Below are 26,321 nucleotides of genomic sequence, written 5' to 3' on the forward strand. Positions count from 1 at the left end.
GGAGCGACCGCGAGGCGCAGCATCCGGAGCGAAGGACGAGGATGCCGCAACCAGAACTGCGTGAAGACGCCGAGCTCGTGGCGCGCGCCGCGGCCGGGAGCGAGCATGCGTTCCGGCAGCTGTATCGCGCGTATGCGAGGCCGGTGTACTGGCTCGCGCACGGGCTGCTCGGCGATCAGGGCGATGCGGAGGACGTGATGCAGGAGACCTTCCTCGTCGCGTGGCGCAAGCTCCCGGGCTTCGAGCTCGCCGGCGACTCGCTGCTGCCGTGGCTCGCCACGATCTGCCGCTTCCAGGCGGCGAATCGGCTGCGCGCGCGCCGGCGGGATCGCGATCACACGGCCTCGGCGGCCGACGAGACCCTGCCCGACACGGTCGACGTCGAGCAGCAGGTGATCGACGGCGAGCTCGCCGAGCGGATCTCCCGCGCCGTGGCAGGCCTGGGTGATCTCGACCGCGAGATCTTCCGGCTGTGCGCCGCCGAAGGCTACGCCTACCAGGCGGCCGCCGACGAGCTCGGCATCGCCCACGGCGTCGTCCGCAACCGTCTCTCCCGTATCCGCACGCGTCTGCGGACCGTCGTCAAGGAGAGCACATGAGCCCCGACACGCCCGACGAGGGCACGCAGAACGCGGATCTGCCCGAGCTGAGCGACCGCAGGATGGCCGAGATCGAGAGCGAGCTGTTCCACCGGATCGGCCAGGAGCGCCGAACCGCGGGCAAGCGGCGCGGACGCATCTGGCTGGGCGCGGGCGCAGCGGCCGCCGTCATCGTCGTCGCCGCCGTGCTGGCGCCCAGCATGCCGTACCTGGTCGGCTCGGGTGGCGCGGCGTCGTCCGACGCGGAGATCGCGCCCGATGCGCCGGCCGATTCCGGATACACCGCCAGCGATGCCGCCGGCAGCAGCGCCGGGGCGCTCGAGGACAGCGGCGATGTCGCTTCGGACAGCGGACGCGACGAGGCGGCCGGGAGCGCGACGGGTGAGCGCGAGATCATCGCGAACGCCTCCGCGACGGTCGTGACCGACGACGTGACCGCGGCCACGAAAGACATCGCGGATGAGGCCGCAGACCGCGGCGGCTACGTCGAATCGATGAGCATCGGCGACAGCGGCGGCCAGCCGATCGACGTGTACGAGGGCAAGGACGTCTCGACCTACCCGAGTCCGGACGGCGCGTGGATCACCGTGCGGGTGCCCGCGGACGAGCTGACCGCGATGCTGGGCTGGCTCTCGAGCATCGGCGAGGTCACCGGGTCGACCATCGACCGCTACGACGTCACCTCGCAGACCGTGGACCTGGAGGCGCGCATCGACGCGGCGCAGGCGTCGGTCGACCGGCTCACCGAGCTGATGGGCGAAGCGGGCGACCTCAGCGACCTGATCGCGGCGGAGTCCGCGCTGGCCGAGCGTCAGGCGACCCTCGAGTCGTACCAGCAGGAGCTGAAGCTGCTCAGGGACCAGGTGGCGATGTCGTCGCTGACGGTGACGCTCACGTCCGAGCAGGAGGCGGTGGAGGCCGATCCCGCCGGATTCACGGACGGCCTGATCGCCGGCTGGAACGGTCTGGTCGCCACGTTGAACGGCATCGTGATCGCTCTCGGGTTCCTGCTGCCGTGGCTCGTCGTGATCGCGGTCGCGCTGTTCGCGGTGTGGGCGATCCGGCGGCTCATCCGGCGTCGGCGGGCCGCAGCATCCGCTCGTCCGCCGGTCGAACCGAAGGAATGAATGCAGAAAACCCCCGGTCAGACCGGGGGTTTTCTCGTTGGTGACCCCAGCGGGATTCGAACCCGCGTTACCGCCGTGAGAGGGCGGCGTACTAGGCCGCTATACGATGGGGCCGTTCACGCAACCGTTCGATTATGCCATGCCCGACCCGCCCCGGCAAAATCGAGGCCGCCTCGGCCGGTTCGCTTGCCCACGCGGCACCGGCGCGCTTGACTCGGAGCATGCGAGTCACGAAGCACGAGCACGCCGCCCTCACCATCCGCGACCAGGGCAAGACCCTCATCGTCGACCCCGGTTCGTTCACCGACCCCCTCTTCGATCTGGGCGACGTCGTCGCGATCGCGCTCACCCATGAGCATCCGGACCACTGGACGCCCGATCACCTCGATCGGATCCTCGGCCAGTACCCCGGCATCCCGATCTTCGGACCGGAGGGCGTGGCGAAGGCGGCGGCCGGCTTCGACATCACGGTCGTGCACCCCGGTGACACGGTCGAGGTGGGTCCGTTCGCGCTGCGCTTCTTCGGCGGCACCCACAACGAGATCCACTCGTCCATCCCCGTGATCGACAACGTAGGGATCCTCGTCAACGGGACCTTCTACTACCCGGGCGACTCGTACGCGGTGCCGGGCGGCGCCGAAGTCATCCTTCTGGCGGCGCCGGTCGGGGCGCCCTGGCTGAAGATCGGCGAGGCGATGGACTTCGTGCTGGCCGTCGCGCCGCGGCAGGCGTTCGCGACCCACGACATGACTCTGTCCGTCATCGGGCGCACGATGGGCAGGGCGCGACTGAAATGGGCGGCCGAGCAGGGCGGCGGCGAGTTCCTGGAACTCGAGCCGGGCGACTCGGCGGACATCTGACGAACGACGAAGGCCGGGGACATGCGTCCCCGGCCTTCGTCGTCTCGTGAAGCGGAATCACTCCGCGTCGAGGTCGGTCTCCAGGAGAGCGGCGAGCTCATCGAGCGCCTGCTCGGCGCCGTCGCCCTCGGCCTTCAGGGTGACGACCGTGCCCTGCGATGCGCCCAGTCCCATCAGGGAGAGGATGCTGCCGGCGTTGAGGTCGGCACCGCCCTCGACCGCGATGGTCACGGGGACGCCCTTCTCCTGCACCGCCTGCACGAACAGCTTCGCGGGGCGGGCGTGCAGCCCGGAGCTGCTGGCGATGGTGGCCTGACGTTCTGCCATGGTGTCTCCTTCTCGTCGGTTCAGGCGGCGACCGCGGCGACGGGGAGGTCGGCCTCGACGGCCGGGGCCTTACGCGCCCACTTCTTCAGTGCCACCACGGCAAGCGCTGTCACGACCGTACCGGCTGCGATGGCGACCGCGAAAGCCCAGAACGGGTCGATGGCGAAGAACACGAAGATGCCGCCGTGAGGTGCCAGCGACTGCACGCCCAGCCACATGCAGAGCGCGCCGGTCACCGCGCCGCCCAGCATGGAGGCGGGGATGACGCGGAGCGGGTCTGCGGCGGCGAACGGGATCGCGCCCTCGCTGATGAACGAGGCGCCGAGCAGCCACGCGGCGGCGCCGTTCTCGCGCTCGACGGGAGTGAACAGCGGACGTCCCAGGACCGTCGAGGCCAGGGCCATCGCCAGGGGCGGCACCATGCCGGACGCCATGACGGCGGCCATGATGAGGTACGGCGCGGTGTTCTCAGCGCTGGCCTCGGCCAGTCCGGCGGTGGCGAAGAGGTACGCGACCTTGTTCACCGGACCGCCGAGGTCGAAGCACATCATCAGTCCGAGGATGACGCCGAGGGCGATCGCCCCGGTGTCGCTGGCCGACAGGGCGGTCAGCCAGTCGGTGAGCCAGGCCATCAGCGTCGCGATCGGGCGCCCGAGGAACAGGATCAGCAGGCCGGACGCGAAGATCGAGCCGAGCAGCGGGATGATCACGACCGGCATCAGACCGCGCAGCCAGCGCGGCGCCGGCAGGCGTCCCAGCCACCACGCGATGAAACCGGCCAGCAGACCGCCGATGATGCCGCCGATGAAGCCGGCGTTCATCAGGACGGCGACCGCACCGGCGACGAAGCCGGGAGCGATGCCGGGGCGGTCGGCGATGGCGAACGCGATGTAGCCGGCGAGGACGGCGACGATGAAGCCCATGGAGGTGGCGCCGATGATGAACGCGACCGATCCGAGGTACTGGCCCAGTGGGCCGAACGGCGAGGTGATCTCGTCGGTCGGCAGTGCCCAGAGCGAGTTGTCGACGACGACGTTCGCTGCGTTGTCGGTGACGTTGTAGCCGCCCAGGAAGAAGCCGAGCGCGATGAGCAGGCCGCCGCCGGCGACGAACGGGATCATGTAGCTGACACCGGTGAGCAGCCAGCGCTGGAGACGGGCGCCGATCGACTGCGTGGCGGCGGGAGCGGCGCCTGCCCCACCGGCCGCGGTGCCGGCGACGCGCGCCGCGTTCGGGTTGCGCGAGGCGGCGATCGCCTCGCTGATGAGCTGGTCGGGCTGCTCGATGCCGCGCTTGACGCCCGAGCGCACGACCGGCTTCCCGGCGAAGCGCTGGGGTTCGCGGACGTCGACGTCCACGGCGAAGATCACGGCGTCCGCGGCGGCGACCACATCGGGCGCGAGTGCCTGATAACCGCTGGAGCCCTGCGGTTCGACCACGAGATCGACGCCCGCCTTCTCCCCCGCCGCAGTGAGCGCGTCGGCGGCCATGAAGGTGTGGGCGATGCCCGTGGCGCACGCGGTCACCGCGACGATCCGCGTCCGCTCGGCACTGGCCGCGGCGGGAGCGGCGGCGGCCGCTGGTTCCGCCGTCGCGGGGGCGGCGGCATCCCGCTCGCCGATCGCGGTCTGCACGATCGCGACGACCTCGTCGGCGTCGCGCGCACTTCGCAGACCTCCGGTGAAGTCCTCCTGCATCAGGCTGCGGGCGAGCTTGGAGAGCACCGCGAGGTGCGCCTCGGCGGCGTCGGCAGGGGCCGCGATGAGGAACACCAGGTCGGCAGGTCCGTCGGTGGCGCCGAAATCGACGCCGGGTCGCAGCCGGGCGAAGGCCAGGGAGGGGACGGCGACCGCGCTGCTCTTCGCGTGCGGGATGGCGATGCCTCCCGGCAGCCCCGTCTCGTCCTTCTGCTCACGTGCCCAGGCGTCTTGGAAGAGGGCGTCGGCGTCGGTCGCGCGGCCCTGCGCGACGACGCGTTCCGCGAGGGCGCGGATGACGGCCGCCTTGTCGTCGCCGAGACCCACGTCGAGGCTGACGAGGGCGGGTGTGATGGTGTCGGTCACGATGATCTCCTGACGGTGTTCATGGACGGTGGGCGAGCGCCCGCACGGGCACGTCGCCCGACGGGAGGTCTGAGGGAGTGGGCGCCTGCGTGCCGGGGAGGGACGCGGCGGCCGCGCCGTAGCGGATGGCGCTGCGGAGCCGGTCCGGCGCCGGCGCACCGGCGACCTCGGCGAGCAGGTAGCCGGCCAGCGAACTGTCGCCGGCGCCCACGGTGCTCGCCACCTCGATCGGCGGTGGGCTGCCCTGCCATGCCCCCTCGGCCGTCACGAGCACGGCCCCGGCGGCGCCGAGGGTGACCAGGGCGGCCGCGACGCGGTCGGGCACCAGCCCCCGGGCGACGGCGAGCACGGAGGCTGCGGCATCCTCGTCCGGCCGCAGATCGACGCCGGCGAGCTCGGCGAGCTCCTCGTCGTTCGGCTTGATGAGGTCGACGTGCGCGTGCTCGACCACGGCGCGGAGTGCGGGCCCCGAGGCGTCGACAGCGATCCTGGGCGTGTGCCCCGCCGCACGGACGGCCGCGACGACACGGACGTAGAAGTCGTCGCCGGCCCCGGGCGGAAGGGAACCGGCGAGCACGAGCCAATCGGCATCCGCGGACGCGGCGACGACCGCGTCGATGACGGCCGTCGCCTCCGCGGCGTCGAGCGTCGCCCCGGCGAGGTTGAGCTTGGTGGTGGTCCCCGCCGGATCGGTGATCGTGACGTTCGCCCTGGTGAGTCCGGCGACCGGCACGCGCAGGGCGGGAACGCCCGCGTGGCGCACCGCGGCGTCGAACGGGTCGTCGTCGGCAAGCGGAAGCACGGCGAGGGTCGGGATGCCGGCGGCCGCGACGACGCGGGAGACGTTGATGCCCTTGCCGCCGGCGTCTTCGCGGGAGCCCGCGGCGGCCTGCACGTCGCCCGGGCGAAGGACGTCGGCGAGGACGATGGTGCGGTCGAGGGACGGGTTGGCCGTCAGGGTCACGATCATGCGACGAGCACCTCCGCGTCGGCGTCGGCGAGGGCCTCAGCGAGGTCGGCGGCGGGCGCCACGTCGGTGACGAGCACGTCGACGGCCCGGAGCGGCGCGAAGCTCACGAGCAGCTCCCTGCCGTGTTTGCCCGCGTCGGCGGCGACGACGGTGCGGCGCGCGGCGGCGACGATCGCCGTCTTCACCGCGGCCTCGTCCGGGTCGGGGGTGCTGAGCCCGAAGCCGGCGGAGATGCCGTTCACGCCGACGAAGGCGATGTCGGGCCGAAGCTGTTCGATGGCCCGGACCGTGTCGGCCCCCACCGCCGCCGCGGTGATGCCCCGGACGCGGCCGCCGATGACGGTGAGCCCGATCCCCGGCGCTCCGGCGAGAGCGTGCGCGAGGGCCATCGAGTGCGTGACGATGTCGATCGGGCGCGCCCCCGAGGGGCGCGTCGCGAGGGCGGCCGCGATCGCCGCGGTGGTCGTGCCCGCGTCGAGGTAGAGGGATCCGTGGAAGTCGGGCGGCAGCAGCTCGACGCAGCGCCGGGCGATGGCGCTCTTCGCGGCGCCCGCGTGGCGCATCCGGGTGGCCAGAGGCGTCTCGGCGGTGCTCGAGCGCTCCGCGACGACCGCTCCCCCGTGCACGCGACGCAGCGCACCGGCACTCTCGAGCTGAGCCAGATCCCGCCGGACGGTCTCCGTCGTGACGTCGAATCGACGGGCCAGTGATACGACGCTGACACGGCCCTGATCGACGAGCTCCTGCTCGATCAGCGTCTGGCGCTCCATTGCGTACATCGGATCCCTCTCTGGATTCCCACACAATACAACACGTTCCCACATAGTCACAAGCGTCCGCCTAGAGTCGGGGGATGCCGGACAAGCCCGCTGCCGAACTGCCGATCGACGCGCGGCTGATCCGGACGCTCCTGGAGGAGCAGGCTCCGCACCTGGCGGAGGAACCGCTCCGCCACGCGGCGGACGGCTGGGACTGCTCGGTCTGGCGGCTCGGTGACACCCGCGCCGTCCGGCTCCCCCGTCGCGCGCTCGCCGCCCCGCTGGTGCGGCACGAGCAGCGCGCCCTGCCCCTCATCGGACCGGCGGTGGCCGCGACCGGTGTCGAGGTGCCGACGCCCGTCTTCGCCGGCCGGCCCGGCGGCGGGTACCCCTGGAGCTGGTCGATCGTGCCCTGGTTCCCCGGTTCGCGCGGGATCGATGTGCCTCGCCCCGCCCGGGCGGCGTGGGCCGGCGCGCTGGCCGGCGCGCTGCGCGCGCTGCATGTGGTCGCGCCCGGCGACGCCCCCGTGAATCCGGTGCGCGGCCTCCCGCTGCAGACCCGCGCCGACAGCGTGGGCGCGCGGCTGTCGGCGGTCGCCGCCGCCGGCGCGGCCCCACCGGGTGAGGTCGCCGCCGCTCGCGCGGCCTGGGCGGATGCGCTTGCCGCAACGCCGTGGAGCGGGCCGCCCGTGTGGATCCACGGTGATCTGCACCCCGGCAACCTGATCGCAGACGGCGGAAGGCTCGTCGCGATGATCGACTTCGGCGACGTGACGGCGGGCGACCCCGCCTACGACCTGGCGGTGGGCTGGCTGGCATTCGATCCGGCGGGTCGGGCGATCTTCACCGGCGCGCTGCGCGACGCGTACGACGCGGCAACCTGGACGCGCGCACGAGGGTGGGCGGCGGCCATCGGAGCGATCCTGCTCGATCACAGCGACGACAACCCGGACTATGCGGCGATCGGGGCCGAGGCGCTGACCGAGCTCGCCTCGGACGCCTGAGCGGCTCAGGAATCAGACGGGGCGGCCGGGGCCTCCCAGACCTCGATCTGGCCGTCCTGACGCTGCACGTACCTCACCACGCTGCCGATCGGAAGTCCCGAGCGCACCGCGGCAGCCTCATCGTAAGCGACGTACTCCGCGGTCGGCGGGAGTCCCGCGGGGGTGCAGCCGCCGTCCATCCACTGGCCGTTGACCGCGATGAAGATGCAGCGGGCACCGCTCGAGTTCACGCCGGCCCACGGTCGCGAGTCGCCGTATTCCTCGTAGGGAACCAGGCTGTCCTCGTCGAGGCCGAAGAACTCCAGACCGTCGGCACCGAGGAACTCTCCTCCGACCTCGTCGATGTCGACCGGCGAGAGGGTGGCGGCGGGCGGCGCGGTGAACAGGCGGGGCAGGCCCGCGCCGATCGCGATACCCACGAGGCCGGCGGCGACGAGCAGCACCCAGAGCGGAAGGCGGCGCCACCAGGAACGCGCCGCCGGCGGTGCGTCATCGGGCGTCTTCTGTCCTGTGGCGGCCCTCTCCCACGCACCCGACGCGATGCCGGGGTCCGACGCAGGCATGGTCGCGGTGCCGGACGCGGCCGATGCAGGCGCACCGGATGCCGGAGTGGACGCAGCGGCCGGAGCTGCGGTGGCGTCTGCCGCTGCCGCGCCGGCATCGTCGGCTGCCGCAGCTGCGGAAGCGGGCGCCGTGGCCGTCGCCTCCGCGGCGACTCGCTCCTTCTCCTCCAGCTCGCGGAGTCGCGCCAGTGCGGCGGGATCCGCATGGATGTCCGCGTCCGGACCGTACGCGCGCCGGCGCAGATCGGCGAGCTCAGCGCGGGCGTCCAGGGGCAGCGGTGCATCCATTCCCTCATTATCGACGGCACAACCGCGCGGGTGCGCCGACGCGCTTTGTAGATCGGCTACAACAATCCGCGGTTTCACTCGACCTGACACTGGGTCTCTCCGAAGGACTGCGTCGCCGATGCGGGTTCGAGCACCCCTCTCCTGTTAGCGTCGGCTCACTCTCCCCCTGGGAGCACACCCGCACGCCTGCACGCAGGCGCGACCCCCTGGAGTCTCAATGACGAGAACTGATACCCACGCGCACGGAACCGGCATGCGCGTCACGGTCATCGTGCTCAGCGTCCTGCTGGCAGCGATGGTCTTCCTCTACATCGCCACCACGGCGAAGATCGCCGACGGCGCGGCGCAGCTGGCGTCCGGCGCGACGCAGGCCGACGACGGCTCGCACGAGCTGGCCGCAGGCGCGACGACTCTGGCCGACGGCGCGGGCGATCTGTCCGACGGCGCCGCCCAGCTGCAGGCGGGTGCCGACTCGGCCCACGCCGGCTCGACGAAGGTGGCTGACGGCGCCAGCAGCGCCGCCGCCGGCGCAGGCGCCCTCGCCACCGGTGCGGTCACGCTCGGCGCGGGCGCGCAGGCGCTCGCCGACGGCACCGTCGCAAACCGCGACGGCGCGATCCAGCTGCGCGACGGCGCGGCCAAGGCCTCGGCCGGTGCGAACCTGCTCGCTGACGGCGCAGGCCGCCTCGCCGACGGCATCCACCTGGCCGACGACGGCATCAGCCGCCTCGACGACGGCGCGGCACAGGTTGCCGGCGGTCTCGACGACGCAGCCGATGGTGCCACCAAGCTCCTCGACGGCGCGAGCCAGATCGACACCGGCGCCACGAAGCTCAAGAACGGCATGACACAGCTGGACGCCGGCCTGGTCTCGGCGAACAACGGCGCCATCTCGGTGCGCAACGGACTCACCACCGTGAGTGCCGGTGCAGGATCGCTGAACGCGGGGCTGGCCTCGGCACGCGACGGCGCAACCCAGCTCAAGGCCGGCACAAGCCAGCTCAGCAGCGGAGCCGCTGACGCACTGGCCGGCGCCGCCACGCTCAAGACCGGCACGGCGACGCTCGCAGGAGGCGCGGCACAGGTCTCGGGCGGGCTCGGCAACCTGCAGTCCACCCTCGCCGCTCTCGCGACCAGCCTCGAGAACGGCGGCCCTGCCGTCACCGCTGCCCAGCTGCGCGCACTCGCCACGAGCGCGGGCACCTTGCACACGGGGGCGGTCGACGTCAGCGACGGCGCCGCGGCCGCACGCGATGGCGTCGCCACCCTGCACGCGGGCCTGCAGTCGGTCTCCGGCGGTGCCGCGCAGATCGCGACCAAGACAGGCGAGCTCGAGGGTGGTCTCACTCAGCTCGCCACGGGCGCGGCGTCCATCGATGGGGGGCTCGCCCAGCTCGTCACGGGTGCGGCCACCCTCGCGAGCGGCACGAACCAGCTCGCCGCCGCGTCGGGCCAGCTGAAGACCGGGTCGACCGACCTCGCCGCCGGCACGGCCGGCCTCGCCGTCGGCAGCGAGTCCCTCGCCGACGGTCTGGTGAAGCTGGATGCCGGTGCGGCCACCGTCAGCGGCGGCCTCTCCACGCTGAGGCTCAAGGCGGGCGAACTGGTCGCCGGCGGCGACCGCCTCTCGACGAAGTCGGGCGAGCTCGCTGCAGGCGTCGGCACGATCGCGGGCGGCACGCTCCGCCTCAGCGACGGCTCGCTCCGGCTCATGTCGGGCGCCCAGAACCTCGCCACCGGCGCTGGTTCGCTGTCGACGGGTGCCGGCTCGCTCGCCGAGGGCACCGCGAAGCTGTCGGACGGCGCCAGCGACCTCGACGCGGGTCTCGCGACCCTCGCCGCCGGCACCGTCACCCTGGCGGACGGCTCCGTGCAGCTCGCCGACGGCTCGGCCGAGCTGTCGGCCGGCGCAGCCACGCTGAGCGATGGCAACGGCCAGATCGCAGACGGCTCGGACCAGCTGTCGGCGGGCGCCTCGGGCGCTGTGCCGATGATCCTGCCCTGGATGCTGATCATCGCCGCTGCCGGTGCGATCGCAATCGCCCTCTGGGCGGTGCACCGCGTGCGGTTCCGCACTCGCGGCGAGCTCGCCACGGCCTGACCGCGGTCTCGGGTCCGGCCGCACGGCCGGGCCCGGGAAGCCGGGCAGCCAAACAGAAAACCCCCGCCTGAGCGGGGGTTTTTCTGTGGCTGGGGTACCTGGACTCGAACCAAGAACAACGGTACCAGAAACCGCCGTGTTGCCAATTACACCATACCCCAAGGCGTTCGACCGAGGTCGTGCCGAAGATCGAGTCTACGCGATCAGACGGCCTCGGCCAAACTGAGACTCACCCTTCGGCGGGTCGCGCCTCGACGAGTGCGCCGAGGCGCCGGATCGATTCGGACTTGCCAAGCAGCTCCATCGACTCGAACAGCGGCGGCGAGATGCGCCGGCCGCTGAGCGCGACGCGCAGCGGGCCGTACGCGACCCGCGGCTTCAGTCCGAGGCCGTCGATCAGCGCTCCACTGAGCGCCTCCTGCACGGCCGCGGCCGTGAACTCATCCGCCGGCACCAGCTCGAGCGCGGCGACCGAGGCGACCAGCACCTCTGCCGCATTCGCGGGCAGGCTGCCGAGGGCGTCGTCCGCGTAGTCGACGTCGTTCGTGAAGAGGAATCCGAGCAGGCCGGGGACCTCGCCGAGGACCTGCACGCGCTCCTGCACGAGCGGAGCCGCGGCGGCGATCATCGCCGACTCCTGCGGGGTGGGCTCCTCCCCCACGACGCCAGCGGCGGCGAGGTACGGGACGATCCGCGCCGCGAAGTCCTCGGGCGCCAGCATCCTGATGTGATCGCCGTTGATCGACTCCGCCTTCTTCTGATCGAAGCGGGCCGGGTTGGGATTCACGTCGGCGATGTCGAACGCCGCGGTGAACTCGTCGAGGCTGAATACGTCGCGGTCGGGGCCGATCGACCAGCCGAGCAGGGCGAGGTAGTTGAGCAGACCCTCGTGGATGAAGCCGCGCTCCCGGTGGAGGAAGAGATCGGCCTGCGGGTCGCGCTTGGAGAGCTTCTTCGTGCCCGTCTCACCGAGCACGAGCGGCATATGGCCGAACCGGGGCACGAAGGGGGTGACACCGGCGTCGATCAGCGCGGAGTACAGCGCGAGCTGGCGCGCGGTCGAGGGCATGAGGTCTTCGCCGCGGATCACGTGGGTGATGCCCATGAGAGCGTCGTCGACGGGGTTCGTGAACGTGTAGAGCGGCTGTCCACCGGCGCGCACCACGACGAAATCGGGGAACGATCCGGCCGGGAAGGTCACCGACCCGCGGATGAGGTCGACGTAGGTCAGATCGTGATCGGGCACCCGCAGCCGCCACGCCGGTTCACGACCGTCCGCGCGGAAGGCGGCACGCTGCTCATCGGTGAGCGTGCGGTCGTAGTTGTCGTAGCCGAGCTGCTTCGCGCGTCCGGCTGCCTCGTTGCGGGCGTCGATCTCCTCCGCCGTCGAGTACGACTCGTAGACCGCGCCGGCGGCGATCAGCTGCTCGAGCACACCGGCGTAGATCTCCCGGCGCTCGGACTGGCGGTACGGCGCGTGCGGTCCGCCGACCTCCACGCCCTCGTCCCAGTCGATCTTGAGCCAGGTCAGCGCGTCGACGAGCTGGCGGTAGCTCTCCTCGCTGTCGCGAGCCGCGTCGGTGTCCTCCACGCGGAAGATGAGCTTGCCCCCGGTGTGCCGCGCGTACGCCCAGTTGTACAGGGCGGTGCGGATCATGCCGACGTGCGGCAGGCCGGTCGGCGAGGGGCAGAAGCGCACGCGCACATCGGCGCCGGTCGCGGTGGTGGTGCGGGGATCCGGTGAAGAAGACATCGCCGCCCAGTCTAGTTGGGCGACGCGCTGCGCTCCGGGTGCCCTCAGCGCTGCCCTCAGTGGCGCGCGACCAGCCGTTCGATCGCGGCGAGGGTGGTGCGGATCGCCGGCACTCGATCTGCGCCGTGCGCCGTCACGACATGGATCGTGCGGGCCTCCTCCGGCGGCAGCGGAAGCGTGACGACGCCTGGTAGCTGCGGGAACGACTCGACGGCCATGCGCGGCAGCGTCGCGACGCCGATGCCCTGGGCCACCAGACCCTCCACGGCGACGAAGTTGTCGGTCTCGAACGCGATCCGCGGCACGAACCCCGCCCGCGCGCAGGACTCGAGAAGATGCCCCCGACAGCGCGGGCACCCGGCGATCCAGCTCTCACCGGCCAGCGCGGCGACGTCGACCGCCTCGCCGTCGGCCGCCGGATGCCCCGACGGCAGGACCGCGAGCAGGTCGTCGCGTCCGACCGCCCGCACGGACAGGCCCCGCGCGCTCGGACCGTGCGGATCGTCGCGATCCCCCGGATAGCTGAAGGTGAGGGCGATGTCGGCGCGGTCCTCACGCACCGCCTCGACGGCCTCGGGCGGCTCCGCCTCGAGATAGGTGACCGCGACGCCACGGTGCTCGGCCTCGAGCCGGGCGAGCAGTCGCGGAATGATCGTCGCCGAGGCGGACGGGAAGCCGGCGAGCCTGACCCGCCCTGCCCGCAGCCCGCGGAGCTCGGCGAGCTCGCCCGCTGCAGCCTCCAGCGCGCTGGTCACCGCCCCCGCATGCCGCGCGAGCACGCGTCCCGCCTCCGTCAGGCGGACACCGCGACCCACCCGCTCGATGATCGGGACCTGGAGCTGCTGCTCGATGCGCTTGAGCTGCTGGCTGACGGCCGGCTGACTGTACCCGAGCAGGGCGGCGGCTCCCGTGATCGAGCCCTGATCGGCGACCGCCTTGATGACGCGGAGCGCGCGCGGATCGATGTCGGGATCGCTGAGATCGGGCATGGCCGTATCCTATCCGCTGCCATAACGCATGCCTATGAATGTGATGCAATACCTCGGGTAGACGAATGTGTGGCATCGGGTGAGGCTGGGAGCATGCAGTCCCCCGCTCCTCTGACGATCGACGCGGCACGCGCCGCGTTCGACGGCGGCAGCGGCTACCTGGCTGCCTGCACGGTGGGTCTGCCGACCCGCGCGACGAGGGCGGCCGTCATCGCTGATCTGGATGCGGCGGCCCACGGCCGCCCCGATCCCCTTGCCTACACCGCCGCGGTCGAGCGGTCGCGGGGTCATTTCGCCGCACTCACGGGCGTCGGGCCTGACCGCGTCGCGATCGGATCGCAGAGCTCCGTCGCCGCCGCGCTCGTGGCCGCCTCGCTCGCCCCCGGTGCCGAGGTGCTGATCGCCGCAGGGGACTTCTCGTCGATCGTCCTCCCGTTCGTGCACGCCGACCGAAGCCTGCGGGTGCGCACCGCACCCCTCACCGCGCTCGCCGACGAGATCCGCCCAGGCACAGCGCTCGTGGTGTTCTCGCTCGTCCAGTCGGCGACCGGCGAGGTCGCCGACGCCGACGCGATCATCGCCGCGGCCGCCACCCATGGAGCGCGGACGCTGTGCGATGCGACGCAGGCGATCGGCTGGCTGCCGGTGAGCGCCGCACGGTTCGACGCGGTCATCTGCCACGCGTACAAGTGGCTCTGCGCACCGCGCGGTGTCTCGTTCCTCACCGTCTCGCCGGAGCTCGAGCGGGACATGCCCGCACTGTTCGCCGGCTGGTATGCCGGCAGCGACCCGTGGGCCTCATGCTACGGGGGCGGCGTCGAGCTGGCCCCCGATGCCACCCGCTTCGACGTGTCGCCGGCCTGGCAGGCCTTCGTCGGGGCTGAGCCGGCGCTCGCCCTGTTCGCCGCGGCCGACCAGGACGCGCTCCACCGTCACACGACCGGCCTCGCCGGGGCGTTCCTCGACCGCATCGGCGTGGCCGCGCCGATGCGGAAGAGCGCGATCGTCACCTGGCCGGATCCGACGGGCGACGACCTCGCGCGCCTCACCGCAGCGGGGATCACGGCGTCGGGGCGCGCGGGCCGAGCCCGTGTCGCGTTCCACGTGTTCAATGACCTCGCGGACGTCGCACGGGCGGCGGCGGCGATCGGACGCTGACCTGCGTCACACGCGTCGCGCGTCGGCGGCAACCCGCTGAGTGCGCCCCAACGGTGCGAGCAGCACCGTGGCGATCACGGCGACGCCGACGACGAGCGCGAGACCGCCGTATCCGATCCACGCGAGCACGAGGCCCGCGGCGATCGCTCCGATCGCGCCGACGAGGCTCATCGTGAGGTCGCTCAGGCCTTGGCGGCGTGTCCGCCGCGCCTCGGACGATGCCTCGGTGAGGAGCGCTGCACCGGCCACCGTGGTCGCGCTCCAGCCCAGGCCGAGCAGCACCAGCGCGATCGTCACGGCGCCGGTGGACTCCTGCCCGAACGATGCCGTCACGAGCGCGGCGGCCAGGATGACCTGCCCCACGACGATGGTCGGGATGCGTCCCAGTCGGTCCGCCAGGAGGCCGAACACCGGCGCCAGCGCGTACATGCCGGCGATGTGCAGGCTGATCGTCAGTCCGATGATCGACAGCGATGCGCCGTGATGCAGGAGGTGCACCGGGGTCATCGCCATCACGGACACCATCACACCGTGCGCGGCTGCCACCGCGAAGATCGCGTAGCGGGCGACGGCCGGCTGGTCGGGCTTCGCGATCGCCGTGCGGGCCGACGCGTCGGACGCCGCGACGACCTCGTGCGCGAGCAGCAGCGGATCGGGGCGGAGCGCGAGCAGGTAGACGGCGATGGCGAAGACCTGCGCGATCACGGTGAACAGATACGGACCCGTCAGCGGGGGCATGCCGACGGCGTCGCCCAGCGCCTCGCCGGGGCCGGTGAGGTTCGGCCCGAGCACGGCGCCGATCGTCGTCGCCCAGACGACGATCGACAGGTCTCGCCCGCGGGTCGCGTCGGTCGCGAGATCGGCGGCGGCGAACCGCGACTGCAGGTTCGCCGCCTGGCCGGCGCCGACGAGGCCGAAGGCCGCCAGCAGCAGGGGGAACGAGGCGAGGCCGGCAGCCAGGACGACGAGCACGACGCCGACGAGTGCGACCGTCATGCCGACGGCGAGCGAGAGACGTCGACCGCGCCGGCGCGCGAGTGTCGCCAGCGGCACCGCCACGGCGGCGGTGCCGAGCGTCACGGCCGCGGCGGCGAGTCCGGAGTACGCCTCATCGCCCGAGATCTCCGCGGCCAGCACGGCGCCCAGCGAGATCGTCGCCCCGAAGGCGAGACCGCCGAGGATCTGTCCCACCGAGAGGACGGCGACGGTGCGACGCTGCACGCCGGCCACCGCCACCGGCGTGAGGCTGTCGGCGCGTGCGTCGCGACCTGCGTCGCTAGGCGCCACGGGCGGTGTTGCGGAGGATGCCGAGACCGGTGATCTCGACCTCGACCGTGTCGCCCGCGACGATCTGACCGACCCCGGCGGGCGTTCCGGTGAGGATCACGTCGCCCGGCAGCAGCGTGAAGGCCGCCGAGGCGTGGGCGATGACGTCGGCGAGCGAGAAGATCATGTCGCTGATGGGACCCTGCTGGCGGACCTCGCCGTTCAGTCGGGTCGTGATGACGGCGGGTCCGTCCACGTCGAACTCGGTCTCGATCGCCGGGCCCAGCGGGCAGGAGGTGTCGAATCCCTTCGCCCTGGCCCACTGCCCGTCGGACTTCTGCCAGTCGCGCGCGGTCAGGTCGTTCGCGATCGCATAGCCGAACACGTAGTCGAGCGCGTTCTCGGCCGGCACGTTCTTCGCGATCCGCCCGATGACCGCGGCGAGCTCCCCTTCGAAACTGACGAAGTCCGAGCCGGCCGGCAGGACGACGGCGTCGCCGGGGCCGACGACCGAGGTGTTCGGCTTGAAGAACAGCATCGGGGCCGCCGGCACGTCGTTGCCGAGCTCGGCGGCGTGGTCGCGGTAGTTGCGGCCCACGCACACCACCTTCGAGCGGGGGATCACCGGCGCGAGCAGGGCGACGTCGGCCAGCGGCACGCGCTCGCCCGTCGTGTCGAATCCGGCGAACATGGGGTCGCCCGCCAGGACGACCAACTCGCCCTCGTCGACGATCCCGAACTTGATGGCGTCATTGTGGCTGAAGCGCGCGATTCTCACCCGCTCAGCCTACTCAGGCGGCCGCGACCGGGCGGGGTCAGCCGGCGGAAGCCCGCTCCGCCTGTCGCTGCACACTCTCGGCCGCCTGCGGCGCCTCGGTGGTCACGGCCGCACGCCGGCGCGGGGTGAGCAGCCACGCGAACAGCCCGGCGACGAGCCCCGCACCGAGGGCGAGCACGATCGGCAGGATGCCGCGGTCGTTCCGGGTGTCGGCGACGGTCCACTCCGGGATGAGTCCGGTGGCCGCCGACGAGATCCACATGGCGGCGCCGGTGAGGTCGGGCGTGTAGGTGCTGAACACCTCCGCTTCTCCGGTCGTCGCGTCGATCCAGGCCAGCGCGGATGTGTTCGCGTCGCCGCCGGTCAGGCCCTGCACGAGCACGGTGTCGTCGTCACGCCAGCCGAGCACCACGGCGACGTCGAGTCCGTCGAGCTGCCACGAGCGGGAATCTCCCTGGGCGAGGTCGTCGACCTGCAGCCCCGTGATGCTCGTCGTGGCGATGCGCGCGCCGGAGGGCGAGAAGGCGGCACCGCCGACGGACGAGCCGGAGCCGAGGTCATCGACGGGCCGAGCGTCGCCGGTCGCGACGTCGATCAGGAAGAAGCCGGCTGACGTGTCGGCGAGGATGAGACGGCCGTCCGGTGAGATGGATGCGGCGTTCACGCCGTCGACGGACGGATGCTCACGCACCGCCCCGCTCGCGAGGTCGAGGGTCGCGACCGACGCCGACAGTCGGAAGTCGAAGCTGGCGTACCGGCTCAGCTCCGCATCGCTGACGAGCAGCAGCACGGTGCCGCCGTCGGCCGTGATGCTCTGGGGAACGGCGGTGCGCCCCGCCCCGATCGAGAGGTCGCGCGTCGTCCCGTCGCCGACGTCGACGACGGTGACCACGCCGGTCGCGGTGCCGCTCGCCACCACGGCGAACGTCCCATCGGGCGCGAGCACGGAGCGCGCGGGGTCGCCCTGATCCGTGGGAGTGGAACGGGTCTCGGCGACGGTGAGCCGGCGATAGGTGCTGCCGTCGTCGCCCAGCACGATCGCCTGCGGGGCGTCGAGGAACTCGACCCCTACTCCGTTCTGGTAGATCAGGGTCGCGCGCTCGAGATCCCCCGGTGCGAGCGGCGTCGTCCACCACGAGTATGCGGCTACCGTCCGCGGGAACACCGGCCTCTCCGCAGCGGACGCCGTCAGCGGCACCACCTGAGGCAGCACCAGGAGCGTCGTCACCACGACGCCGGCCACCACGGCCGGCACCATGCTGCGCCGACGCCGCGCGACCGCATCCGTTCCCCCCATGCGACCACTCCCCTGGTGCTCGATGCCTGCGGCGATGCTATCGCCCGCAACGGCGCCCGGGGAGGGGCCGGTCAGGCGTCGAGCCGCACCAGCCAGCCGTGCCGGTCGTCGCGACGGCCGTACTGGATGTCGGTGAGCTCCTCGCGCAGCGACAGCGCAAGCGTGCCGGACGGCTGCTCGTCGATGAAGTCCTTGCCCTTGAGCGTGCCGATCGGAGTGACCACCGCCGCCGTGCCGCACGCGAACACCTCGACGATGTCACCGGAGGCGACTCCGTCGCGCCACTCCGCGAGCGACACGTGGCGACCCTCGACCTTGTGGCCGCGGTCGCGTGCGAGCTGGAGGATCGACTCGCGCGTGATGCCCTCGAGGATCGAGGGCGACTGCGGGGTGACCAGCGTGCCGTCCTTGTACACGAAGATGACGTTCATGCCGCCGAGCTCCTCGACGTTGCCGTCCTGGTCGAGGAAGACGACCTGGTCGCAGCCCTGCTCGTAGGCCTCGGCCTGGGGAAGCAGGCTGGCCGCGTAGTTGCCGCCCGTCTTCGCCGCGCCTGTGCCGCCCTTGCCCGCGCGGGCGTAGTCCTCGGAGAGCCAGATCGACACCGGCTGCACGCCGCCCTTGAAGTAGGCGCCCGCCGGAGACGCGATCAGGTAGTACGCGACCTTCTGAGCGGGCCGCACACCGAGGAAGGCCTCCTTGGCGAACATGAACGGGCGCAGGTAGAGGCTCTGGTCGTCGCCGGAGGGCACCCACTCGCCGTCGACGGCGATCAGCTCCCGCAGCGACTGCAGGAAGTACTCCTCCGGCAGCTCGGGCAGGGCCAGACGGCGCGCGCTGCGCTGCAGACGACGGGCGTTCTGATCCGGGCGGAAGGTGTGCACCGAGCCGTCGGCGTGACGGTAGGCCTTGATGCCCTCGAAGATCTCCTGCCCGTAGTGCAGCACCGCGGCCGCCGGGTCGAGCGTGATCGGACCGTAGGGCTGCACGCGCGGGCGGTGCCAGCCGCCCCGGACCGACCAGCAGATGTCGACCATGTGGTCGGTGAAGCTGGTGCCGAAGCCGGGGTTCTGCAGGATCTCGTCGCGCTGAGCGGGGCTCTTCGCGGCGAGGTTGCGGGTCACGGCGAACTCGAGCGGAGCGAGTGCGGGGTCGATGAGGGTCATGTCACGTCCTGGATGTCTCGAGCGAGCGACGGCGTCCCCCTCAGGGTACGCCTGGGCGGGTGCGGCCTATCGCTGCAGCAGTGCGGCGATGGCGTCGCCGATCTGCGATGTGGTTCGGATGCTGTCGCCCCGCGCCGCGATGTCGTCCTCGACGGCGCGGGTGACGCGCTGTGCTTCGTCCGTGAGCCCGAGGTGATCGAGCAGCAGGGCGGTGGAGAGGATCGCGGCCGTGGGGTCGGCCTTCTGCTGTCCCGCGATGTCGGGCGCCGAACCGTGCACGGGCTCGAACATCGAGGGGAACGCGCCGTCGGGGTTGATGTTGCCCGAGGCGGCGAGGCCGATGCCACCGGTGACGGCGCCGGCCAGGTCCGTGAGGATGTCTCCGAAGAGGTTGTCGGTGACGATCACATCGAAGCGGCCCGGGTTCGTGACCAGGAAGATCGTCGCCGCGTCGACGTGCAGATAGTCTACGGCCACGCCGGGGTGCTCCTGCGCCACCTCGGTCACGAGGCGCTGCCAGATGCCGCCGGCGTGCACGAGGACGTTCGTCTTGTGCACCAGCGTGACCTTCTGCCGACGTCGCTCGGCGAGGTCGAACGCGTAGCGGACGACCCGCTCGACGCCGAAGGCGGTGTTCACGCTCGTCTCGTTCGCGACCTCCTGAGGCGTGCCCTTGCGGATCGCGCCGCCGTTGCCCACGTACGGCCCCTCGGTGCCCTCGCGAACGACGACGAAGTCGATGTCGCCCGGCTCGGCGAGGGGTCCGGGCACCCCGGGGTACAGCTTCGACGGGCGCAGGTTGACGTAGTGGTCGAGCTCGAAGCGGAGCTTCAACAGCAGACCGCGCTCGATGTTCGCGTCCTTCAGGCGCGGGTCGCCCGGCACGCCGCCGACCGCGCCGAGCAGGATCGCGTCGTGCCCTCCGATGGCTGCCAGGTCGTCGTCGGTGAGCGTGTCGCCGGTCTCGAGGTAGCGCGCCGCGCCGAGCGAGAAGCGGGTCTTGTCGAACTGGACTGCGGATCCCGCGGTCGCGGCGTCGAGCACCTTCTCGGCCTCTGCGACGACCTCTGGTCCGATGCCGTCACCCGGGATGACGGCCAGCTTCACGACACGCGACATTGCTCAACTACTCCTGGGAGGGCTCGATCCGACGGGTTCCTCCCAGGGTAATGGCCGCGATCACCGCGGCGAGCACGATGAGACCCGCGCCGATGTACGCGGTCACCGAGGCCCCCGCGTCGAACGCGTGGGCCGCGGCGTCGCGCAGCGTCTGCCCGAGCGCGGTGTCCAGGCCGTGCGAGATGGCCATCGCGCCGGCGAGGGTCTCGCGCGCGGCGTCGGCGGCGTCGGAGGGGATGCCGGCGGGCACCACGACGTTCGCACGGTACAGAGCGGTGAGGATGCCGCCCAGCACGGCGGTGCCGAGGACGGCGCCGAGTTCGTACGCGGTCTCGGAGACGGCGCTGGCGGCGCCGGCCTTGTCCGGTGGCGCGCTGGCGAGGATGAGCTCGTTCGAGACGGTCTCGGCGGCGCCGATGCCGATCCCGAGCGCGACGAAGGCGACGATGAGCAGGCCGACGTCGCCCGGGTCGGTCGACCGCGCGACCAGCACGTAGCCCAGCACCGAGAAGGCCAGGGCGACGGGGACGACGACCCGTGCGGAGACCCGCTGGGCGATCGGCACGACGATCAGCCCGGAGACGATCATGGCCACGAGGCCGGGTACGAGGGCGAAGCCGGCGTTCATCGGGTTCAGTCCGATGACCAGCTGCAGGTGCTGGGCGACGTAGAACAGGAAGCCGACCAGTGCGACCACGCTGAGCAGGTTGACCAGCAGCGCGCCGCTGAAGCTGCCGCGGCGGAACAGCCGCATGTCGAGCATCGGCGTCTCGGCGCGCAGCTGACGACGCACGAAGAGCACCCCGAAGCCCGCACCCACCAGGAACAGCAGCGGCGCAGGGCTCGCCAGGCCGTGGACGGCGACCTCCTTGATCGCATAGACGATCGGGATCATGGTCGCCAGCGACAGCGCGATGCTGATCGGGTCGATGCGACCAGGGTGCGGATCGCGACTCTCCGGCACGAGGATCGGCGCCAGCACGAGCAGCGGCACGAGGACCGGCACCGACATCAGGAACACCGATCCCCAGGAGAAGTGCTCGAGCAGCAGTCCCCCCACGATCGGACCGAGCGCCGCACCGGCCGAGAACATCGCCGCCCACACGGCGATGGCCAGACGTCGCTGATCCCGATCGGTGAAGATGCTCCTGAGCAGCGACAGCGTCGAGGGCATCAGCATGGCGCCGAAGACGCCCATTGCTGCGCGGGCGGCGATGAGCAGCGCAGCGGTCGGCGCGAACGCGGCGAGCACCGAGACGGCGGCGAAGCCGGTCGCACCGATGAGCAGCATCCGTCGTCGTCCGAAGCGGTCGCCGAGCGTCCCCATCGTGACGAGGAGACCGGCGAGCACGAGCGGATAGGCGTCGATGATCCACAGCTGCTGAGCGCTGGTCGGCTGCAGGTCCAGCGCGATGTCGGGCAGCGCGAAGCTGAGCACGGTGTTGTCGACCGACACCAGCAGCACGGGCAGCATGAGCACCACGAGCGCCGCCCAGCCGCGCCAGCCGACGCGTCGGCCCTGCGCGTCGGCGATCGTGAGTTCCTGCGTGAGAGTCATCATGTTTATGTACCGTCCAGCCGGTATAGTAACAGCCCAGGATGTCCCCTGCCAGGATGGTGTCGAGATGAGCAGACCGCCGCGTGCCCGCGAGAGCGTCCTCGATGCGTTCGAGGCGCTCCTCGTCGATGAGGGCGAGCGCGCCGCGACCATGGACGCCACCGCGCGCGCGGCCGGCGTCTCCAAGGGCGGCCTGCTCTATCACTTCGGCTCCAAGGACGCGCTCGAGACGGCACTGATCGACCGACTCCGCGCACTCGTCGACGAGGACATCGAGGAGATCTCGGCTGCCGACGAGGGGCCGATCGCGTACTTCCTGCGGTCGTCGGCGATGGAGGACGACGCCCTCGATCGCGCGATCATCGCGGTGTCGCGGCTCGCGCAGGGCGGCAGCGCCGCTGCGGGCGAGACGCTCCGCGACATCCGCCGGCGCTGGGAGGACGCGCTCCGACCCCACGCGAAGGATGCGGCGGCCCTCGACCTCGTGATGCTGGTCAGCGACGGGCTCTACTTCAACAATGCGCTGCAGGGCGGCGCCATCCCCGGGCCCGTGCCCACGGGCGCGGGGATGGACGACCTGATCGCCCTCGTCGAGCGGGCTGCGCGCGACTGACGCGATCAGGCGCCGCGCAGTCGCCGCAGCTGCACAAGGAGGCTCGGCGCCGTGCGATCGAGCAGCGCGCCGCCGGCGCGGATGCCGCCGACCATCACGAGCGCACCCGTCACCACGCCGCAGCCCAGCGCCGCCCAGCCGTACAGCGCCCCGCCGATGAAGAGGTCGGCGACGACGAGCGCGATGGTGGGGACGAGCAGCGCGAGCACGATGCCCCACACGACGAAGATCTGCAGTCCCGTCGTCAGGCTCGCGCCAGGCGCGGAGCGGAACGGGTTGCCGCCGGCCTCGGGCACCGCCATGACGAATCGGGCGGACGAGACGCTGACGACCCCGAAGCCGGTCAGCAGCGATCCCAGCGAGAGTCCCATCAGGGCCGGAAGATGCGCCCACGCCCCGCCGAGGGCGACGCCGACCACCGCGAGCACGATCGTGAAGGGGATCGCGAAGACCGCGAGGGCGGCCACCCGCCCTGCGCGATCGTCGCGCCCGCGCACACCGTCGATCACGTGGGTCGCGAAGGCGGTGCCGTCGTACGAGATGTCGGTCGCGAGCGTGAGTGCGAGCGTGAAGCCGATCAGCGGCCCGCTCCACATCACGAGGTCGGCGGTCTCGGTGAGCACCGCGTAGAACCACAGCAGCAGCGGCACCAGCGGCACCACGATCAGCTGACGGGCGTAGCGCGGGTCGCGACGCCAGTACGTGAGGCAGCGGGCCATCACCGCGCCGGCCGGCGTCTGCGGCACGCGGCCGAAGACGCCCAGGGCGCCGCGCGAGACCGGGCGCGCGCTCGCGTCGCTGCGCGACACCATCGCCCTGGCCAGTCCCGCCCGCCAGACCGCGACGAGCACGACGAGCGTCGCGACGGCGATCAGCAGGCGCAGGACCGCTCCCCCGACGTCTCCGGCGGCGATCGCACCAGGCACCGCCCAGGCCGCGCCGACGGGCGTCCAGCCCAGCGCGGTGGCGACCGCGGGCAGGGCCTCCGCCGAGTTCTCGATCCCCTCGATCAGCCCGATCAGGATCGGCCCGAGCAGGAACAGCGGGATGAGGATGAGCACACCGCCGAGCTCGCGGACACGACGACTCGACTGCAGTCCCGCCGTCGCCGCGGTCACGGTGCGCGAGGCCACCACCGCCGTGACCACCCCGATCGCTGCGCACACCACGGCCGCCGCGGCCGCTGCGGGCATGCGCACCCAGGCCAGCGCGGTCGACAGACCCGCGAGCGAGGTCACGATGCCGGGGATGCCGACCAGTCCGGCGAGGGTGAGGGCGATCAGCAGCGTCCGCATCCGCAGCGGGAACTGCGCGAGCCGCGCCGGTTCGAGAGTCTGGTCGATGCCCGACAGCAGGAGAGGGAAGACCACCCATCCGGCCGTCACAGCGGTTCCCGCCAGCACGATGATCGTCGAGGTCAGCGCGCGCGACCCGAACGCGCCCAGCGCGATCAGGCCGACCACGGCCAGGGCGAGGAGCCCGAGCGCGTAGAGGCCCCCGACGACCGTGGCGACCAGCTGCCAGGTGCTGCGTCGCAGCGAATTCGCCAGGACGAGCAGCCGCAGCCTTACGAGCGTCGCAACCATTCCGGCCCTTCGGCGTGGTGGCGTCCTCCGACGAGCTCGACGAAGCGGTCCTCCAGGGAGCCCCCGCCGCGCACCTCGTCGACGGTTCCGGCCGCGAGGACCCGCCCCGCCGAGACGACGGCGACGTGGTCGCACATGCGCTGCACCAGATCCATCACATGGCTGGAGACCACGACGGTTCCGCCGCCGCGCACGAAGCCGGTGAGGATGTCCCGGATGTTCGCCGCCGACACCGGATCCACCGATTCGAACGGCTCGTCGAGGACGAGGATGCGGGGCGCGTGCACGAGCGCGCACGCGAGCGCGACCTTCTTGGTCATGCCCGCGGAGTAGTCGACCACCAGCGTGCCCGCGGCGCTCTCGAGGTCCAGCAGCCGCAGGAGGTCGGCCGTGCGCTGCGCGACCATCTCACGGTCGAGACCGAACAGCATCCCGTTGTAGGTGATCAGCTGCTCGCCGGTGAGCCGGTCGAAGAGCTTCACGCCGTCGGCGAGGTTCCCGATGAGGCCCTTCGCGCGCAGCGGGTCGGCCCACATGTCGACGCCGAGGATCGTCGCCCTGCCGGCATCGGGCCGCAGCAGCCCCGTCGCCATCGAGAGCGTGGTGGTCTTGCCCGCGCCGTTCGGGCCGACGAGACCGTAGAACGAGCCGGCCGGCACCGTGAGGTGCAGGTCGTCGACGGCCACCTTCTCGCCGAAGCGCTTGGTCAGCCCGGTCAGCTCGATCGCGGGCATCGGGGCATCTGCCACCTACGGCTCGGTGATCTCGATCTGGCGGAACAGATCGGCCTGGATGGCCGAGCGCACCTCGTCGAGCAGTTCATCCGAGACCGGCGAGTCGACCGTCAGCACCGAGAGGGCCTGACCGCCGGCGGCGCGGCGGGCGATCTGCATCCCGGCGATGTTGATGCCCGCCTCGCCGAACTTCTGGCCGTAGACGGCGACGATGCCCGGGCGGTCGGTGTAGAGCATCACGATGTGGTTGCGCTCGATCGGCAGCTCGACCGCGTAGTCGTTGATGCCGACGAGCTTCTCGATCTGCTTGGTGCCGGTGAGCGTGCCCGAGACAGCCAGCTGCGAGCCGTCCGAGAGGGCGCCGCGCAGCGTGATGACGTTGCGGTACTCGTCGCTGACGTCGTCGGTGATCAGGCGCACCTCGACGCCGCGCTGCTCGGCCAGCAGGGGCGCGTTCACGTACGAGACGGTCTCGCTCACGATGTTGGTGAACAGCCCCTTGAGCGCGGCGAGCTTGAGCACACTCACGTCGTAGTCGTTGAGCTCGCCGTGCACCTCGACGTCGAGGGAGGTGAGCGGCGAGTGCGCGAGCGACGCGAAGATCTGCCCGAGCTTCTCGACGAGCGGGATGCCCGGCCGCACGTACGGGTCGATGACGCCGCCGGCGACGTTGACCGCGTCGGGGACGAGGTCGCCGCCGAGGGCGAGCCGCACCGAGTTCGCGACCGAGACGCCCGCCTTCTCCTGCGCCTCATCCGTCGAGGCGCCGAGGTGGGGCGTGACGACCACGTTGGGCAGTCCGAGCAGCGCGAACGCGGTGCCGTCGGCCTTCGGGGGCTCGCTCGTGAACACGTCGAGGCCGGCGCCGGCGATCTCGCCCGATGTGAGGGCGGCGTGCAGCGCCTCCTCGTCGATGAGCCCGCCCCGTGCCACGTTCACGACGAACGCGGTGGGCTTCATCAGCGAGAACTGCTCGGTGCTGATCATCCCGGTGGTCTCGGGCGTCTTCGGCATGTGGATCGTGACGAAGTCGCTCTGCTCGAGCAGCTCGTCGAGGGTCAGCAGCTGCACGCCGAGCTGCTGCGCCCTGGCGCTCGTGACGTAGGGGTCGTACGCGACGACGCGCATGTCGAACGCCTGCAGGCGGGCCGCGATGAGCGCACCGATACGGCCGAGGCCGATGATGCCCACGGTCTTCTCGAACAGCTCGGTGCCGGTGTAGGCGCTGCGCTTCCACTGGCCGTCGGCGAGCGAGGCGTGCGCGGCCGGGATGCGGCGGGCCAGGCTCAGGATGTGGCCGATGGTCAGCTCGGCAGCCGAGATGATGTTGGACGTCGGCGCGTTGACGACCATGACGCCCGCGGTGGTCGCGGCCTTGATGTCGACGTTGTCGAGCCCGACACCGGCGCGCGCGATCACCTTCAGCACGGGCGCGGCGGCGATCGCCTCGGCGTCCATCCTGGTGGCGGAGCGGATCAGCACGGCGTGCGCCTCGGCGAGAGCCGGGAGCAGCACGGACCGGTCGGCGCCGTCGACGTGGCGGATCTCGAAGTCGGGACCGAGTGCGTCGATCGTGGCGGGAGAGAGCTCTTCGGCGATCAGGACGACAGGCTTTGGCACGAAGGCGGATCCTTTGAAGCGAGG

At 71.8% G+C, this 26,321-nt stretch carries 23 protein-coding genes and 2 tRNA genes; 7 read left to right on the forward strand and 18 right to left on the reverse strand.

The features are described from left to right. The first annotated feature begins 41 nt into the window (after positions 1-41). On the forward strand, positions 42-599 hold the full coding sequence (locus tag Microterr_RS07795; protein ID WP_263798531.1) for an RNA polymerase sigma factor: 558 nt from the start codon (positions 42-44) through the stop codon (positions 597-599). Next, positions 596-1,726, forward strand: coding sequence for a DUF4349 domain-containing protein (locus tag Microterr_RS07800; protein ID WP_263798530.1), 1,131 nt, complete (start codon positions 596-598; stop codon positions 1,724-1,726). Before Microterr_RS07795 ends, Microterr_RS07800 begins: the two co-directional genes overlap by 4 nt. A gap of 38 nt (positions 1,727-1,764) precedes the next feature. Here the strand turns inward: Microterr_RS07800 and Microterr_RS07805 are convergent. Further along, positions 1,765-1,840: transfer RNA gene (locus Microterr_RS07805), tRNA-Glu, on the reverse strand. A 107-nt stretch (positions 1,841-1,947) separates the two neighbouring features. On the opposite strand from Microterr_RS07805, the gene Microterr_RS07810 reads away from it, so the two are divergent. Then, entirely contained in the window at positions 1,948-2,586 is a 639-nt protein-coding gene (locus Microterr_RS07810; protein ID WP_263798529.1) for an MBL fold metallo-hydrolase, read from the forward strand. A 57-nt stretch (positions 2,587-2,643) separates the two neighbouring features. On the opposite strand, the gene Microterr_RS07815 is transcribed toward Microterr_RS07810, so the two are convergent. The 4 genes from Microterr_RS07815 to Microterr_RS07830 are packed head-to-tail and all read right to left on the reverse strand — an operon-like array spanning position 2,644 to position 6,725. Next, on the reverse strand, positions 2,644-2,913 hold the full coding sequence (locus Microterr_RS07815) for an HPr family phosphocarrier protein (RefSeq protein WP_263798528.1): 270 nt from the start codon (positions 2,911-2,913) through the stop codon (positions 2,644-2,646). Between the two features lie 20 nt (positions 2,914-2,933). After that, positions 2,934-4,976, reverse strand: coding sequence for a PTS fructose transporter subunit IIABC (locus tag Microterr_RS07820; protein WP_263798527.1), 2,043 nt, complete (start codon positions 4,974-4,976; stop codon positions 2,934-2,936). A 19-nt stretch (positions 4,977-4,995) separates the two neighbouring features. Beyond that, entirely contained in the window at positions 4,996-5,946 is a 951-nt protein-coding gene (pfkB, locus tag Microterr_RS07825; protein ID WP_263798525.1) for a 1-phosphofructokinase, read from the reverse strand. Beyond that, positions 5,943-6,725 (reverse strand): DeoR/GlpR family DNA-binding transcription regulator, encoded by a 783-nt coding sequence (locus Microterr_RS07830; protein WP_263798523.1) that lies wholly within the window; start codon positions 6,723-6,725, stop codon positions 5,943-5,945. Before Microterr_RS07830 ends, pfkB begins: the two co-directional genes overlap by 4 nt. Positions 6,726-6,799: 74 nt before the next feature. Between Microterr_RS07830 and Microterr_RS07835 the strand changes: the two genes are divergently transcribed. After that, positions 6,800-7,708: a phosphotransferase gene (locus Microterr_RS07835; protein ID WP_263798522.1), complete on the forward strand. Its 909-nt coding sequence runs from the start codon at positions 6,800-6,802 to the stop codon at positions 7,706-7,708. A 5-nt stretch (positions 7,709-7,713) separates the two neighbouring features. Here the strand turns inward: Microterr_RS07835 and Microterr_RS07840 are convergent, their stop codons facing one another. Beyond that, positions 7,714-8,559, reverse strand: a complete 846-nt coding sequence (locus Microterr_RS07840) for a hypothetical protein (RefSeq protein WP_263798521.1) — start codon at positions 8,557-8,559, stop codon at positions 7,714-7,716. Between the two features lie 217 nt (positions 8,560-8,776). On the opposite strand from Microterr_RS07840, the gene Microterr_RS07845 reads away from it, so the two are divergent. Beyond that, positions 8,777-10,660, forward strand: coding sequence for a YhgE/Pip domain-containing protein (locus Microterr_RS07845; RefSeq protein WP_263798520.1), 1,884 nt, complete (start codon positions 8,777-8,779; stop codon positions 10,658-10,660). Between the two features lie 86 nt (positions 10,661-10,746). On the opposite strand, the gene Microterr_RS07850 is transcribed toward Microterr_RS07845, so the two are convergent. From Microterr_RS07850 to Microterr_RS07860, 3 genes are all read right to left on the reverse strand, one after another. Then, positions 10,747-10,821: transfer RNA gene (locus Microterr_RS07850), tRNA-Gln, on the reverse strand. Positions 10,822-10,889: 68 nt separating this feature from the next. Continuing rightward, the gene (gene gltX / locus Microterr_RS07855) at positions 10,890-12,413 is read right to left on the reverse strand and encodes a glutamate--tRNA ligase (protein WP_263798519.1); all 1,524 of its coding nucleotides are present in this window, start codon (positions 12,411-12,413) and stop codon (positions 10,890-10,892) included. A gap of 56 nt (positions 12,414-12,469) precedes the next feature. Then, positions 12,470-13,402 carry a LysR family transcriptional regulator gene (locus tag Microterr_RS07860; RefSeq protein WP_263798518.1) on the reverse strand — a complete coding sequence of 311 codons (933 nt, stop codon included), beginning with the start codon at positions 13,400-13,402 and terminating at the stop codon, positions 12,470-12,472. A gap of 93 nt (positions 13,403-13,495) precedes the next feature. On the opposite strand from Microterr_RS07860, the gene Microterr_RS07865 reads away from it, so the two are divergent. Then, on the forward strand, positions 13,496-14,560 hold the full coding sequence (locus Microterr_RS07865) for an aminotransferase class V-fold PLP-dependent enzyme (RefSeq protein ID WP_263798516.1): 1,065 nt from the start codon (positions 13,496-13,498) through the stop codon (positions 14,558-14,560). A gap of 6 nt (positions 14,561-14,566) precedes the next feature. On the opposite strand, the gene Microterr_RS07870 is transcribed toward Microterr_RS07865, so the two are convergent. The 6 genes from Microterr_RS07870 to Microterr_RS07895 all read right to left on the reverse strand — a co-directional run bounded on the left by Microterr_RS07870 (position 14,567) and on the right by Microterr_RS07895 (position 21,747). Further along, a complete protein-coding gene (locus Microterr_RS07870) occupies positions 14,567-15,796 on the reverse strand; it encodes an MFS transporter (RefSeq protein ID WP_263798515.1) in 1,230 nt (409 codons plus the stop codon). A gap of 40 nt (positions 15,797-15,836) precedes the next feature. Continuing rightward, positions 15,837-16,604, reverse strand: a complete 768-nt coding sequence (locus Microterr_RS07875; RefSeq protein ID WP_263798514.1) for a fumarylacetoacetate hydrolase family protein — start codon at positions 16,602-16,604, stop codon at positions 15,837-15,839. A 37-nt stretch (positions 16,605-16,641) separates the two neighbouring features. Then, positions 16,642-17,901 (reverse strand): WD40 repeat domain-containing protein, encoded by a 1,260-nt coding sequence (locus tag Microterr_RS07880; RefSeq protein ID WP_263798513.1) that lies wholly within the window; start codon positions 17,899-17,901, stop codon positions 16,642-16,644. Between the two features lie 71 nt (positions 17,902-17,972). Further along, entirely contained in the window at positions 17,973-19,067 is a 1,095-nt protein-coding gene (locus Microterr_RS07885; RefSeq protein WP_263798512.1) for a branched-chain amino acid aminotransferase, read from the reverse strand. Positions 19,068-19,133: 66 nt separating this feature from the next. After that, positions 19,134-20,186 carry a 3-isopropylmalate dehydrogenase gene (locus Microterr_RS07890; RefSeq protein ID WP_263798511.1) on the reverse strand — a complete coding sequence of 351 codons (1,053 nt, stop codon included), beginning with the start codon at positions 20,184-20,186 and terminating at the stop codon, positions 19,134-19,136. A 7-nt stretch (positions 20,187-20,193) separates the two neighbouring features. Next, entirely contained in the window at positions 20,194-21,747 is a 1,554-nt protein-coding gene (locus Microterr_RS07895; protein WP_263798510.1) for an MFS transporter, read from the reverse strand. A 64-nt stretch (positions 21,748-21,811) separates the two neighbouring features. Between Microterr_RS07895 and Microterr_RS07900 the strand changes: the two genes are divergently transcribed. Then, positions 21,812-22,357 carry a TetR/AcrR family transcriptional regulator gene (locus Microterr_RS07900; RefSeq protein ID WP_263798509.1) on the forward strand — a complete coding sequence of 182 codons (546 nt, stop codon included), beginning with the start codon at positions 21,812-21,814 and terminating at the stop codon, positions 22,355-22,357. 5 nt (positions 22,358-22,362) lie between these two features. On the opposite strand, the gene Microterr_RS07905 is transcribed toward Microterr_RS07900, so the two are convergent. From Microterr_RS07905 to serA, 3 genes are read right to left on the reverse strand one after another with little or no spacing between them, the layout of a single operon-like run. Beyond that, the gene (locus Microterr_RS07905) at positions 22,363-23,943 is read right to left on the reverse strand and encodes a transporter (protein ID WP_263798507.1); all 1,581 of its coding nucleotides are present in this window, start codon (positions 23,941-23,943) and stop codon (positions 22,363-22,365) included. Beyond that, a complete protein-coding gene (locus Microterr_RS07910; RefSeq protein WP_263798803.1) occupies positions 23,925-24,677 on the reverse strand; it encodes an ABC transporter ATP-binding protein in 753 nt (250 codons plus the stop codon). The genes Microterr_RS07905 and Microterr_RS07910 overlap by 19 nt, the downstream gene beginning before the upstream one ends. Before the next feature lie 15 nt (positions 24,678-24,692). Next, a complete protein-coding gene (gene serA, locus Microterr_RS07915; RefSeq protein WP_263798506.1) occupies positions 24,693-26,297 on the reverse strand; it encodes a phosphoglycerate dehydrogenase in 1,605 nt (534 codons plus the stop codon). Positions 26,298-26,321 lie beyond the last annotated feature (24 nt).

The organism is Microbacterium terricola, from assembly GCF_027943945.1.
GTDB lineage: Bacteria > Actinomycetota > Actinomycetes > Actinomycetales > Microbacteriaceae > Microbacterium > Microbacterium terricola.

Excerpts from the sequence above, each read along its gene's own strand:
- Microterr_RS07795 (WP_263798531.1), top strand. The coding sequence starts at position 42 with ATGCCGCAACCAGAACTGCGTGAAGACGCCGAGCTCGTGGCGCGCGCC.
- Microterr_RS07800 (WP_263798530.1), top strand. The coding sequence starts at position 596 with ATGAGCCCCGACACGCCCGACGAGGGCACGCAGAACGCGGATCTGCCC.
- Microterr_RS07810 (WP_263798529.1), top strand. The coding sequence starts at position 1,948 with ATGCGAGTCACGAAGCACGAGCACGCCGCCCTCACCATCCGCGACCAG.
- Microterr_RS07815 (WP_263798528.1), bottom strand. The coding sequence starts at position 2,913 with ATGGCAGAACGTCAGGCCACCATCGCCAGCAGCTCCGGGCTGCACGCC.
- pfkB (WP_263798525.1), bottom strand. The coding sequence starts at position 5,946 with ATGATCGTGACCCTGACGGCCAACCCGTCCCTCGACCGCACCATCGTC.
- Microterr_RS07830 (WP_263798523.1), bottom strand. The coding sequence starts at position 6,725 with ATGTACGCAATGGAGCGCCAGACGCTGATCGAGCAGGAGCTCGTCGAT.
- Microterr_RS07835 (WP_263798522.1), top strand. The coding sequence starts at position 6,800 with ATGCCGGACAAGCCCGCTGCCGAACTGCCGATCGACGCGCGGCTGATC.
- Microterr_RS07840 (WP_263798521.1), bottom strand. The coding sequence starts at position 8,559 with ATGGATGCACCGCTGCCCCTGGACGCCCGCGCTGAGCTCGCCGATCTG.
- Microterr_RS07845 (WP_263798520.1), top strand. The coding sequence starts at position 8,777 with ATGACGAGAACTGATACCCACGCGCACGGAACCGGCATGCGCGTCACG.
- gltX (WP_263798519.1), bottom strand. The coding sequence starts at position 12,413 with ATGTCTTCTTCACCGGATCCCCGCACCACCACCGCGACCGGCGCCGAT.
- Microterr_RS07860 (WP_263798518.1), bottom strand. The coding sequence starts at position 13,402 with ATGCCCGATCTCAGCGATCCCGACATCGATCCGCGCGCGCTCCGCGTC.
- Microterr_RS07865 (WP_263798516.1), top strand. The coding sequence starts at position 13,496 with ATGCAGTCCCCCGCTCCTCTGACGATCGACGCGGCACGCGCCGCGTTC.
- Microterr_RS07880 (WP_263798513.1), bottom strand. The coding sequence starts at position 17,901 with ATGGGGGGAACGGATGCGGTCGCGCGGCGTCGGCGCAGCATGGTGCCG.
- Microterr_RS07885 (WP_263798512.1), bottom strand. The coding sequence starts at position 19,067 with ATGACCCTCATCGACCCCGCACTCGCTCCGCTCGAGTTCGCCGTGACC.
- Microterr_RS07890 (WP_263798511.1), bottom strand. The coding sequence starts at position 20,186 with ATGTCGCGTGTCGTGAAGCTGGCCGTCATCCCGGGTGACGGCATCGGA.
- Microterr_RS07895 (WP_263798510.1), bottom strand. The coding sequence starts at position 21,747 with ATGATGACTCTCACGCAGGAACTCACGATCGCCGACGCGCAGGGCCGA.
- Microterr_RS07900 (WP_263798509.1), top strand. The coding sequence starts at position 21,812 with ATGAGCAGACCGCCGCGTGCCCGCGAGAGCGTCCTCGATGCGTTCGAG.
- Microterr_RS07905 (WP_263798507.1), bottom strand. The coding sequence starts at position 23,943 with ATGGTTGCGACGCTCGTAAGGCTGCGGCTGCTCGTCCTGGCGAATTCG.
- Microterr_RS07910 (WP_263798803.1), bottom strand. The coding sequence starts at position 24,677 with ATGCCCGCGATCGAGCTGACCGGGCTGACCAAGCGCTTCGGCGAGAAG.